Genomic DNA, 10668 nt, shown 5'->3' on the forward strand with positions numbered 1-10668 from the left:
GACGTACAGGTTGCCCTTGTGAATCAGGCCGGTGCGAATCGCGATGGCGAGATCCATCTCGCCGGTGAACGACAAGTAACCGCATGCGCCGCCGTACAGGCCGCGCTTCAACGGCTCCAGTTCATCGATGATTTCCATCGCCCGCACTTTCGGCGCGCCTGACAACGTTCCGGCCGGGAAAGTCGCGCGCAATACGTCGAAATTGGTCGTGCCGTCCTTCAGCTTGCCTTCGACCGAACTCACAATGTGCTGCACGTGCGAGTATTTCTCGATCACCATCTTGTCCGTCACGAGTACGGATCCGGTCTTCGCGATCCGGCCGACATCGTTGCGCGCCAGGTCGATCAGCATCACGTGTTCGGCGACTTCCTTCGGATCGTTCAGCAATTCGGTGGCGAGTTCGGCATCGCGCTCGGGCGTATTGCCACGCGGGCGCGTGCCGGCGAGCGGACGAATCGTCACGATGCGCTCGTCGCCGCGCTTTTCCTGGCGGACCAGGATTTCCGGCGATGCCCCCACTACATGAAATTCGCCACCGAAGTTGTAGTAATACATATACGGCGAAGGATTCAGCGAACGCAACGCACGATAAAGCGAGAGCGCATTGTCGCGGAACGGCTTCACCAGCCGCTGGCCAATCTGGACCTGCATCAACTCGCCCGCCGCGACATATTCCTTCGCCTTGCGGACCGCGTTGAGGTAATCCTCCTTCGCAAACTCGCGAAACGTCTCCGTGCGCACGCTTGCCGATGTCACCGGTGGTTGCACCGTCGCGCGCAGGCGCATACGCAGATCGCGAAGGCGCTGCTTTGTTTTCGTGAAGGCTTCAGGCACGGCCGGATCGGCGTAGACGATCAGATAAAGCTTGCCCGCGAGGTTATCGATGACAGCGACTTCCTCCGTCAGCAGCAACTGGATGTCGGGTAGACCAAGATCGTCGTGCGGCGCCGTATGAGCCAGCTTCTTCTCGATATAACGTACCGCGTCATAGCCGAAATATCCCGCCAGGCCACCGCAAAAACGCGGTAATCCCGGACGTTGCGCGACCTTGAAACGCTTCTGAAATTCTTCGATGAACGTAAGCGGATCCGCCTCGCTCCGTTCGATCACTTCGCCGTCCTTTACCACTTCCGACACGCCGTTTTGCACGCGAATCATTGTGCGGGCCGGCAAGCCGATAAAGGAATAGCGCCCAAAGCGCTCCCCCCCGACCACCGATTCGAGCAGGAAGGAGTTCGCCCCGTTGCGCTCGGTCTGAGCCAGTTTGAGATACAGGGAAAGCGGCGTTTCGAGGTCGGCAAGCGCCTCGGCGATCATCGGAATGCGGTTGAAACCTTCATTCACTAGCGATTGGAATTCGAGTTCGGTCATGTTCTGATCCTTTTCGTGCCGCTCGTTGGATTGCGCGACATCAGTGCATTGGGGTGCATATGGCGTTGCGACCGTGTTACCGCGTGACGCGAATTTCGCCGGGGCTTTTGCCGTACCCGGCGAAGCGTCGCGCGCCACTCCCGATTTTCGTCTCATGTGCGCATGCGTCGGATGCGAGTGTGATGAAAATTGGCGTAGCAAGCGATGCGATTCAGCAGGCACCGGTCAGACAAAAGGGCGAATTCGGAGCGCGGAGGGCGCAGCGAAACAAAAAACGGTTGCCGAAGCGATGCTTCGGCGATCCTCAGGCGAGGTTAGCGCGACCAGCGACGCCAGGGCCAGGCTCCCCGGTCGATGCTGCTCAGACTCCGTTTTTTGTTCAGAAACATGAGGATTGAACTAGTCACTCGATATTGTCGCGCCGGCATCATCAGGCGCGGCGATGGTTGCTGCGATAGCGCGTGCGGCTGCCAGCAGGGAAGAAACTATACCATCGGATTTTACCGAGTGCACGGATTTGCCATGGTTGTAGCCGTAGGGTACGGTGAGCGTCGCCATGCCTGCTGCGCGGCCGGCCAGCGCGTCATTCTCGGAGTCCCCGATGGCGACGGTTTCACGTGGCAGCACGTCGAGCCGCTCACACGCGACAAGCATGGGCATGGGTTCCGGCTTTTTCTGCGCGACGGAATCTCCGCCTAGAACGACCTTGAAATATTCAGCCAAGCCGAACTTGACCAGCAATTCCACGGCGAAGCGATGCGGTTTGTTCGTCACGCACGCAAGCGTCAAACCCAGTTCGCGCAGCGCTTTCAAGCCTTCCACGACTTCCGGGTAGACCGTTGCGTTTTGCCCATTGATGTGAGCGTATTCCATCTGATAAAAGGCCAGCGCGTCGTCGAACTTCGCGGCGGCTTCCATGGCGGAGAAACGTGCGGCCAGCACATTGCGGATCAGATTTTCCGAACCTTTGCCAACGTAGCCGATCACTTCTTCCCGATCCGTCGCCTTTGCGTTTATACGGATCAGCATGGCGTTTAACGCGACGGTGAAATCGCCGGCTGTATCGATCATGGTTCCGTCGAGATCGATGATCGCGGCTCGCAGCGTCTTGTTCGTGAACGCCGGAAGGTCTGCCGTGAGATCGCTCATTGGTCTTCCCCGGTATGGACTTTGGCGAGTTCCGCGCGCATTTGCGCGATGACATCGTGGTAATTGTGGTGGCCGAAAATCGCCGATCCAGCCACGAACGTATCCGCTCCGGCTTCCGCTATCTCCCGGATGTTGTCGACTTTGACCCCGCCGTCCACTTCCAGGTGAATCTCGCGACCGGTCCGCTCGCAATACTCGTCGATACGCCGACGGGCCTCTCGTAACTTATTAAGCGCTTCAGGTATGAACGATTGCCCACCGAATCCGGGGTTCACCGACATGATCAGAATCAAGTCGACTTTGTCCATGACGTGATCGAGATGACTGAGCGACGTCGCCGGGTTGAACACGAGGCCGGCCTTGCAGCCGTGATCCCGGATCAGTGACAGCGTACGATCGATATGATCCGAACCTTGTGGATGAAAACTGATCACATTGGCACCGGCTTTTGCGAAGTCCGGCACGATCCGGTCGACCGGGCGCACCATCAGGTGCACGTCGATCGGCACGTCGGTATGCGGGCGAAGCGCCTCGCAGACCATTGGGCCGATCGTGAGGTTCGGCACGTAATGGTTGTCCATCACATCGAAGTGGATCCAGTCGGCACCGGCCGCCACTACATTGCGAACTTCCTCGCCGAGAATGGCGAAGTCGGCGGACAAAATGCTGGGGGACAGGCGGAATTGCGTCATGACGTCGGCCGGTAGCGAACAGGAAACTCATTTTACCGTGTGATGCGGGTTTTGACCGCTGGCCGGGCGGCTAACGCTGACGCGCTCGCGCTTCGGGCGGAGCGTGCCTGCCGGACGCCTGTTGCGGGTACCCGCAGCATAAAGGAGAATGCGTCACCGAACGTTCACGCAACCGGGCCGTCCCGGGTCGTAGTGCATTGTCCTGCATTGTCCTTTGCGCGCCGGGTTCGAACCCGCGCAATACATTTGAATTGGAAAAGCGATGAGCCAGTATGAATTCAGCGTATCGGCTGAAACGCGATACCTTCCCGAGCAATCAGATCCGGACGCGCATCAGTACGCGTTCGCGTACACCTTGACTATTCGCAACACCGGTGAGATCGCGGCGCAACTCATTTCGCGCCACTGGATCATCACCGACAGCGACAACGTGGTTCAGGAGGTCAAGGGACTGGGTGTGGTGGGCAACCAGCCTTTGCTGCCGCCAGGTGAAAAATTCGAGTACACCAGTTGGGCGGTCATCGCGACGCCGGTCGGCAGCATGCGCGGTTCCTATTTTTGCGTGGCTGAAGATTGCGAGCGTTTTGATGTACCCATTCCGGAGTTTTCATTGCATATGCCGCGAACGCTGCATTGAAACTAGGCGCGGTGTAACAAGCGCCTCTGCGTTTCCTAGCGTCTGTTTTTCTTCTTGCCCGAATTGGTCCAGACGACGATGAAAACAAGAAGGAAAAGCGCAACGAGCGACTCAAGCGCGAAAACAAGCATTGGGTATTGGTCGAATAGATCTGACATGGCGGCTCTCATCAAGAACGAACATTGTATGCGTTTCACCCGCTCTATCGCTCAAGCGGCGACTTGGGGCATTTCCCTCGCGGCTGCGGTCTTGCTCGCTTCGTGCGGGGGCGGTGCGATCAATTCCGGTTTGAATGCGCCGCCTACGGGCGCGCCGATTATCACCGGGCAGCGTGCAGTCGGGCGCATGACGGCAGTTAGCTGGCAGCAAGTTCCCGGCTGGCAGGACGATACGCTGCTCGGCGCAACCGCCGCGTTGCGTCAGAACTGCAGCCGTCTCGCGCAGCAGGCCAACTGGCGTCGGGCATGCGCGGCGGCCCAACAGCTTGATGACCTCGACATGACGGCGGCCCGTCAATTCTTCGAGGCGTACTTCACGCCATTTCAGTTTGCTAACACCGACGGGACGCTCGACGGTCTGGTGACCGGCTACTACGAGCCCCTGTTGCGCGGCTCGCGCACGCGACACGGGCAATATCAGTACGCACTGTACCGATGGCCGTATCGATTCAAGGCCGGTACGGCGCTCCCCGCGCGGGCACAACTCGAGAATTCGGGCGTGCTGAACGGCAACGAACTCGTGTGGGTTGATGATCCGATCGAGGCATTTTTTCTCCAGGTCCAGGGATCGGGGCGCGTCGTGATGGAGGATGGCACCACGATGCGCGTCGGCTTCGGCGGGACTAATAATCAACCGTACAAGTCGATCGGACGTGAGTTGCTGGATCGTCGCGAGCTGACGCCTGCGCAAGCCACGATGCAGGGCATCAAGGCATGGGCGAAGGCAAATCCGGCCCGCGTGGACGCATTGCTCGACGTCAATCCGCGTTTCGTCTTTTTCCGCGAGATGCCGGGAACGGAAACGCTTGCGGCAGGGGTGGGCACAGGACCGGTCGGCGCGCTCGGCGTGCCGCTCACGCCCGAACGCTCGATTGCCGTCGATCCGTCGGCCATACCGCTTGGCACGCCTGTCTTCTTACAGACGACGCGCCCATTGAGCAACGCGCCGATGAACCGGCTGGTGTTCGCCCAGGACACGGGTACCGCGATCAAGGGCGGTGTGCGTGCCGACTACTTCTGGGGACTTGGAGACGACGCGGGCGATCTCGCCGGACGGATGAAGCAAACAGGGCGGATGTGGCTGCTGTTGCCTAATTCGTAGCGAGGGCTCGGGATCGGCGCATGGCCGATCAAATCGTCTTCCGTCGATCGATCACCCGCCGCGCTTTCCCCACGGACCGCTCTATCCCGTTCACGCCGAGGACCGTAACGATCGCACTGACACCGATCAATGCCTTGATGTCGTAAGCAAGGGCGGCTTTCGCGTGATCGAGGACGCTGATATCGGGGGACGTTTCCGGACACGGTTCCACGTTGAGCGTCAGCACGTCGAGCGGGCCCTCTTTTGTCAGCACGATCTGGTAGTGCGGCGCGAGGGCACGTTGTTTCAGCAGCAACTCTTCTATTTGCGTCGGGAATACATTTACGCCGCGCACAATCATCATGTCGTCCGAACGCCCGGTGATCTTCTCCATGCGGCGCATGGTCCGCGCGCTGCCCGGCAAAAGCCGCGTCAAGTCGCGCGTCCGGTACCGCACGATCGGCAATGCCTCTTTGGTCAGCGACGTGAAAACCAGTTCACCCAGTTCGCCATCGGGCAGGACCTCGCCGGTTTCCGGATCGATGATCTCGGGATAGAAATGATCCTCCCAGATCGTCGGGCCGTCCTTCGTTTCAGCGCATTCCGACGCCACGCCGGGTCCCATTACTTCGGACAGACCGTAAATATCGACGGCATCAATACCCATCCGGTTCTCGATAGCCGTACGCATTTCGTTGGTCCACGGCTCCGCGCCGAAGATGCCAATGCGCAATGAAGAATCCGCCGGACGCAGGCCTTGGCGCTCGAATTCGTCGGCGATCGAGAGCATGTAGCTTGGCGTCACCATGATGATGTCGGGACGGAAATCCTGGATCAGCTGTACCTGCTTCTCGGTTTGGCCGCCGCCGAAAGGTATGACGGTCAAGCCCGCGCGTTCGGCGCCGTAATGAGCGCCGAGACCGCCGGTAAAGAGGCCATAGCCATAGCTGATGTGCACTTTGTCGCCACGGCGCGCGCCTGCAGCACGAATGGAGCGTGCGACCAAGTTCGCCCAGGTGTCGATGTCCTTCGCCGTATAACCCACTACGGTCGGCTTTCCTGTCGTCCCTGAGGACGCGTGAATGCGCGAAATCTGGTCATGGGGCACCGCGAACATGCCGTACGGATAGTTGTCGCGCAGATCCTTTTTCGTAGTGAATGGAAAGCGAGCCAGGTCCGCGAGCGTTTTGACGTCGTTCGGATGTACGCCCGCCTCATCGAATTTGCGGCGGTAAACCGGCGAATTTTCGTATGCGTGCGCGAGCGACCACTTTAGGCGTTCGAGCTGCAGCGCGATCAGTTCATCGCGGCTGGCCGTTTCGATTGGGTCGAGTGGAAGCGGGGTGGTCATCGAATGTCTCCTTCACGATCGTCATTTACTGGCCCGCGGCGAAGTTCGTGCGAGCCCCAATTGGGTTAGGTTAATCAGGCTTGCGAAGGAATCAGCGTCCCCTTTATCTGAGCCGATTTACCGCGAAACATAGCGACCGTTTCGTTGTCTCGATTCGTCACGCGGATATCGTAGATTCCGGTTCGCCCCGTCAGCGATTGCTCGATAGCCTCGGCGGTGAGTCGATCTCCACCTTGAACCGCGCGCAGGAATTCGATCGAACATCCAGACGCGACTGTGTTGATGTTGTATGAGTTACAGGCAAACGCGAATGTCGAGTCGGCAAGCGTGAAAATCAATCCGCCGTGGCAAATGCCGTGGCCGTTCAGGAAGTCGTCGCGCACGTTCATCTGCATGCGTGCATAGCCGGGACGCACTTCCTTAAGCTCGAGGCCGAGCGCGCGGCTACACGCGTCAGCTGAATACATGGCTTGCGCGGTCGCATCGGCAAGTTCTTCTGGCGTCATTTCGGCGTTCTCCGGGATTAAGGAATCGAGCTTCAAAGGCCTTTAAATCGAGGCGCCCGCTTTTCTTTGAAGGCGGCGACGCCCTCTGCATAGTCGTGCGACTCGCCGAGTTCACGTTGTGCGTCGCGCTCCAGGTCGAGTTGCTGGTCGAACGTATTGTTCGCGCTAGCCCGGATCGCACGCTTGATGGTTGCGATCGCGTTCGCCGGCTGCTGTGCTAGCTGCGCGGCGAGTTGCATTGCAGCCGCCTGCAAGTCCTGGTCGTCGACGACTTTCCAAGCCAGGCCCCACTGCTGCGCCTGCTCGGCGCCGAGTTTGTCGCCCGTAAGAGCAAGCCCAAGCGCGCGCGCCTCGCCCACTCGCCGCGGTAAGAGCCATGTCCCCCCGGAATCCGGTACAAGTCCGATCTTCACGAACGCCTGAATGAAACTGGCCGAACGTGCCGCGACGATGAAATCACAAGCCATGGCGAGATTGGCGCCAGCCCCAGCTGCCGTGCCGTTCACTGCCGCTATCACGGCTATGGGTAAAGCCTGGAGCCGCCGCACAAGCGGATTGAAGTAGCCATCGATCAACGCGCCCAGATCGGTCATTGCGCCAGGCGTGAAATCCAGGTCGGCGAGGTCTTGCCCTGCGCAAAACGCGCGTCCCGCACCTGTAATCACCAACGCGCGCGCATCGCTCGATTCGACTTGATCCAAGGCTTTGCTCAATTCTTCGTGCATGGACCGCGTGAAGCTGTTCAGCTTGTCCGGACGGTTCAACGTAAGCGTGGCGACGTGCGTGCCGTTGTCGAAGGTGAAGACGATCGAATTATCGTGGTCGGACATGGTGTCTCCGAGGGGCTACGGTGTGTAAATACGCATGCCTTCGATACTAATCGCGCGCCGGAGCACCCGCCATTCATCCGAATGGCCAATGCCTCCGGCGCGAGACCGGGCGATTCCTATGCCGTTTGGCTGACTGTTACCGGCGCCGTCTTTGGTGCAACATGCACTCGGCTTTGGACGACCCGGAAGCGATTCGCCACGAACGCGGCATCGGACAACGCCGCGTTCGCCGCGGGGTTTGCCCCCGTGCCGTGGAAGTCCGAGTAAGCCGCTGTCTGGTTAACAAAGACGCCGCTGGTCAGGTTGATCGAAAGCGCCACGCCACCGCGAATGGCTGCGTCGTGTGCTGCTTCAATAACTGGGTCGTCCATGCTGTAGACGGAGAAGGTGAGTGCGCCGTGCTCGGCCGCGATCGACGCAGCCAGGTCGAGCGAATGTGCTGTGGAATCCGTCGCGATCACAAAAGAGATCGGGCCGAACCACTCCTGCGTCAATTTGGTGGCGTCGGCAGTCGCATCAAGTTTCAACATAAGAGGCGTGCGAACGCGTGCATCGGGGAAAGCGGGATGAGCAAGAGACTGACTGTCGGTAAGGACTTCACCCAACTGCCGAGCGTCCGCGATGCGGGCCATCACGCCATCGTTCTGGATGGCGCCGGTCAGTTCGACCGCTCGAGCTGGGTCGGAGACAAGCTTTTCTACGGCGGCCGAGAGCGCCTTGGCTACGTCGTCGAAGCTCAAGTGTCCTTCACTCGAACTGATGCCATCACGCGGCACATAGATGTTTTGCGGCGCGGTGCACATCTGGCCGGAATACAGTGCAAGCGAGAAGGCAATGTTGCTCGCGACTGCCTTCATGTTGTCGACCGAATCGATGACGATCTGGTTGACACCGGCCTTCTCGGTATAGACCTGCGCCTGGTGCGCGTTACGCTCGAGCCAGGTACCGTTTTGTGTGCTGCCGGTGAAGTCGATCAGCTTGATCTCTGGACGCAACGCGAGGGCCTGGACGAGAGGGCCGTCGTTCGCTTCCGTGGCCAACAAAGTGACGACGTTCGGGTCGAAGCCGGCTTCGCGCAAAACTTCACGCGCGATCCGCACGGTGATTGCCAGCGGCAGGATGGCGCCAGGATGGGGCTTGACGATAACGGTGTTGCCCGTGGCGAGATCGGCGAACATGCCCGGATATCCGTTCCAGGTCGGAAACGTGCAGCAACCGAGCACGAGACCTGTACCACGCGGCACGACCGTGAAGCGCTTGTTCATCGCAAGCGGTGCGTTCTTGCCTTGCGGTTTTTCCCAATAAGCTTCGGCGGGAATGCGGCGGAGCTGGTCCCAAGCGTAGGTCACCGCTTCAAGCGCGCGATCCTGCGCGTGGGGTCCACCCGCTTGAAACGCCATCATGAAGGCTTGGCCGGTCGTATGCATGACCGCGTAGGCAATCTCGAAACTTGCCTTGTTTAGCCGCGCCAGGATTTCGAGGCATACACCCGTCCAGGCGTCAGGGCCGGCGGCGCGCCACCGGGGTTGAGCCGCTGCCGATGCCGCCAGCAAGGCGTCAGGGTCGGCTTTAGGATACGTAACGCCGAGCGTAATGCCGAAGGGCGATTTTTCGGCGCCGATGGTTTCGCCCGTCGTGGGTTGGTCGAGTTCGAACGTCCTGTTCAAGTGTGCTTTGAACGCCGCTTCGCCGTCCGCATTAGCCGTTTCGCCGTACACTTTGGGGCTGGGACCTTCAGGAAATGGGCTCCAGTAGCCTCGCGTTGCAATGGCCCCAAGCGCTTTGTCGAGCGTCGCTTCGTGCTTTGTGAATAGCGAATGTGTCATGTCGATGGAAATTAAGTGACGGGAGTTGACGGTCGATCAATTAATTGACCGACCGGTTGGTTTATCAATGGTAGCATTTATTGAGACAGGTGCGCGACCCGTTTCGCGCAATTTCATCCAGGAGGAGTGAATGGTTTTCGAGAATCTGTTGACTGAGGTGCGTGGGCGAGTCGGGCTAATTACGCTGCACAGGCCGAAAGCGCTCAACGCGCTCAACGACGCCCTGATGGACGAACTCGGTCTTGCGCTGAAGCAATTCGACGGCGACGAAGACATCGGCGCCATCGTGCTCACCGGAAGCGAGAAAGCGTTTGCGGCCGGAGCGGATATTGGAATGATGGCCGGCTACTCTTATATGGATGCGTTCAAGGGCGACTACATCACGCGCAATTGGGAGACCATTCGCACCATCCGCAAGCCGGTCATCGCTGCGGTGGCGGGCTTCGCGCTCGGCGGAGGATGTGAACTTGCCATGATGTGCGACATCGTCATTGCCGCGGACACCGCGAAGTTTGGGCAGCCCGAGATCAAGCTCGGCGTGATTCCTGGTGCGGGCGGGACGCAGCGATTGCCGCGAGCTGTATCGAAGGCGAAGGCAATGGATATGTGCCTGACCGCGCGTTTCATGGACGCGGACGAAGCGGAGCGGGCGGGATTGGTGTCGCGCGTAGTACCGGCCGCGCGCTTGATCGACGAAGCGATGGAAGCAGCAACGATCATCGCGAGCTTTTCGCTGCCCGCCGTGATGATGGCCAAGGAGTCGGTTAACCGCGCATACGAATCGACGTTAGCCGAGGGTGTGCACTTTGAGCGCCGTATGTTTCATTCGCTCTTTGCCACTGAAGATCAAAAGGAAGGCATGGCTGCCTTTGTCGAGAAGAGGAAGCCGGTTTTCAAGCACCGTTGAAGATTATTCGATCAAACCCCTTGCGCGAAGTTGGCAGGAGCACTAGAATTCGGCCTCTTCGCTTCTGGGTGAGGCGAAGAGAAGTGGGAATGTGGGGTGT

11 protein-coding genes are annotated in these 10668 nt (G+C 59.4%); 3 read left to right on the plus strand and 8 right to left on the minus strand.

Annotation, left to right across the window (positions count from 1 at the left end; translation table 11 throughout):
• The 3 genes from WCA53_RS09295 to rpe all read right to left on the minus strand — a co-directional run.
• The coding region (locus WCA53_RS09295; RefSeq protein WP_423908307.1) for an anthranilate synthase component I family protein at nucleotides 1-1371 on the minus strand (1371 nt) is incomplete at its 3' end.
• Between the two features lie 399 nt (nucleotides 1372-1770).
• A complete protein-coding gene (locus WCA53_RS09300) occupies nucleotides 1771-2520 on the minus strand; it encodes a phosphoglycolate phosphatase (RefSeq protein WP_423908309.1) in 750 nt (249 codons plus the stop codon).
• Entirely contained in the window at nucleotides 2517-3212 is a 696-nt protein-coding gene (gene rpe / locus WCA53_RS09305; RefSeq protein ID WP_423908311.1) for a ribulose-phosphate 3-epimerase, read from the minus strand. Before rpe ends, WCA53_RS09300 begins: the two co-directional genes overlap by 4 nt.
• A 262-nt stretch (nucleotides 3213-3474) precedes the next feature.
• Between rpe and apaG the strand changes: the two genes are divergently transcribed.
• Entirely contained in the window at nucleotides 3475-3849 is a 375-nt protein-coding gene (gene apaG, locus WCA53_RS09310; protein WP_423908313.1) for a Co2+/Mg2+ efflux protein ApaG, read from the plus strand.
• A gap of 35 nt (nucleotides 3850-3884) precedes the next feature.
• Here apaG and WCA53_RS09315 read toward each other — a convergent pair whose 3' ends face one another.
• Nucleotides 3885-4007 (minus strand): hypothetical protein, encoded by a 123-nt coding sequence (locus WCA53_RS09315; RefSeq protein WP_423908315.1) that lies wholly within the window; start codon nucleotides 4005-4007, stop codon nucleotides 3885-3887.
• Between WCA53_RS09315 and WCA53_RS09320 the strand changes: the two genes are divergently transcribed.
• Nucleotides 4006-5169: a murein transglycosylase A gene (locus WCA53_RS09320; RefSeq protein WP_423908317.1), complete on the plus strand. Its 1164-nt coding sequence runs from the start codon at nucleotides 4006-4008 to the stop codon at nucleotides 5167-5169. The genes WCA53_RS09315 and WCA53_RS09320 overlap by 2 nt on opposite strands.
• A gap of 28 nt (nucleotides 5170-5197) precedes the next feature.
• On the opposite strand, the gene paaK is transcribed toward WCA53_RS09320, so the two are convergent.
• From paaK to paaN, 4 genes are all read right to left on the minus strand, one after another.
• The gene (paaK, locus tag WCA53_RS09325) at nucleotides 5198-6499 is read right to left on the minus strand and encodes a phenylacetate--CoA ligase PaaK (protein ID WP_423908320.1); all 1302 of its coding nucleotides are present in this window, start codon (nucleotides 6497-6499) and stop codon (nucleotides 5198-5200) included.
• A 74-nt stretch (nucleotides 6500-6573) separates the two neighbouring features.
• Entirely contained in the window at nucleotides 6574-7005 is a 432-nt protein-coding gene (paaI, locus tag WCA53_RS09330) for a hydroxyphenylacetyl-CoA thioesterase PaaI (RefSeq protein ID WP_423908322.1), read from the minus strand.
• Nucleotides 7006-7037: 32 nt separating this feature from the next.
• Nucleotides 7038-7835 carry a 2-(1,2-epoxy-1,2-dihydrophenyl)acetyl-CoA isomerase PaaG gene (paaG, locus tag WCA53_RS09335; RefSeq protein WP_423908324.1) on the minus strand — a complete coding sequence of 266 codons (798 nt, stop codon included), beginning with the start codon at nucleotides 7833-7835 and terminating at the stop codon, nucleotides 7038-7040.
• Between the two features lie 116 nt (nucleotides 7836-7951).
• Nucleotides 7952-9661: a phenylacetic acid degradation protein PaaN gene (paaN, locus tag WCA53_RS09340; protein WP_423908326.1), complete on the minus strand. Its 1710-nt coding sequence runs from the start codon at nucleotides 9659-9661 to the stop codon at nucleotides 7952-7954.
• Between the two features lie 130 nt (nucleotides 9662-9791).
• Between paaN and WCA53_RS09345 the strand changes: the two genes are divergently transcribed.
• On the plus strand, nucleotides 9792-10568 hold the full coding sequence (locus WCA53_RS09345) for an enoyl-CoA hydratase (protein WP_423908329.1): 777 nt from the start codon (nucleotides 9792-9794) through the stop codon (nucleotides 10566-10568).
• Nucleotides 10569-10668: the final 100 nt, after the last annotated feature.

This window comes from Caballeronia sp. (genome assembly GCF_049581465.1).
Lineage (GTDB): Bacteria > Pseudomonadota > Gammaproteobacteria > Burkholderiales > Burkholderiaceae > Caballeronia.